The sequence below is a fragment of the Mesorhizobium sp. M1A.F.Ca.IN.020.06.1.1 genome (assembly GCF_004023265.1).
Taxonomy (GTDB): Bacteria; Pseudomonadota; Alphaproteobacteria; order Rhizobiales; family Rhizobiaceae; genus Mesorhizobium.
Map to the genome: position 1 here is coordinate 1 of NZ_RZSR01001296.1, position 1,287 is coordinate 1,287.

Consider the following 1,287-nt stretch of genomic DNA (forward strand, 5'->3'; position numbering starts at 1 on the left):
ATGTCGGCCTGGTGCCGAACCGCGCCACCTGGACGAATTTCCGAGCCGTCGGCCGCACGGCGGAAGAGGCCTTCAAGGTGCTGCGCGCGGCCAAGGACCTGGAGAATGCGGGTGCGGCCTGCATCGAGGTCGAAGTGGTGCCGGTCAGGCTCGCCGACCACATCACCCGCTCGACGCCGCTGATCACCATGGGCATGGGCTGCGGCACTGCCTGCGACACGCAGTATCTCTTCTCCTGCGACGTGCTGGGCACCCACACCGGCCACTATCCGCGCCATGCCAAGCGCTATGCCGACTTCGTCACGCTGGAGGCCGAGGTGCAGGAAAGGCGCATCAGTGCGTTCCGCGCCTTCGGCCGCGACGTCGCCGCAGGCAGCTACCCGGAAGCGAAGCACCAGGTGGACATGGACGATGCCGCCTATGACCGCCTCCTCACCCTCTCTCAATCGCTGTGAGACCAGCCATGGACGACCTGCAATACGGCACGCGCAACAAGAGAGGCGACTGGGCCCCGAACGAACCGGCCGGCACCGCGCCGCTCTTTGCGTTTCCGCCGCGACCGCTGGCGCTGCTGAAGTGGCTGCCGCATTATTTCCTGCCCTACAACCTGCTCTTCGCCCTCTCGGCAGTGGTGTGGTGGCGCTACGTGCTGCCGGACGTCGAGACGATGAAGACGCTCGCCATCGGCTGGATCCTGCGCCTTTTCATCGTCAACTGCGCGGCGCTGCTTATTTTCTTCGGCGCTTTCGAGCTTCGACTCTACATTTTGAGAGCCCAGGGCAACCGCTTCAAATACAACGGCAAATGGCCCTCGGAGCAGAAGAGCAAAGCCTTCTTCTTCGAGAACCAGAACATCGACAACATGCTGCGCACCTTCGGCACCGGCATGCCGATCTGGACGGCGATCGAGGTGGCAATCCTCTACGCCTACGCCAACGGCTACGTGCCGTGGCTGACCTTCGCGGAGAATCCCGTCTACCTGTTCTGTCTGGCGCTGGTGGTGCCGATCATCCACGAGACGCATTTCTTCCTGCTGCACCGGACGATCCATTGGGGGCCGCTCTACAAATGGGTGCATTCGGTGCACCACAACTCGGTCAACCCGTCGCCCTGGTCGTCGCTGTCGATGCATCCGGTGGAGCAGCTCGGCTATCTCGGCGTCGCCTTCTGGCACCTGATCATTCCGTCAAACCCGCTGCTGGCGCTCTACCAGCTCCACTATGCCGGCTTCGGAGCGATCCCGGGCCATGTCGGCTTCGACAAGGTGGAACTGACCGAGGACAGATC

2 protein-coding genes are annotated in these 1,287 nt (G+C 63.2%); both read left to right on the top strand.

Annotated elements, in window-relative coordinates; translation table 11 throughout:
* Nucleotides 1-455: 3-methyl-2-oxobutanoate hydroxymethyltransferase (locus EOA60_RS33420; protein ID WP_206628375.1), on the top strand; the 455-nt coding region annotated here is incomplete at its 5' end.
* A gap of 8 nt (nt 456-463) precedes the next feature.
* A partial coding sequence (locus EOA60_RS33425; RefSeq protein ID WP_164899783.1) for a sterol desaturase family protein occupies nt 464-1,287 on the top strand: 824 nt, incomplete at its 3' end.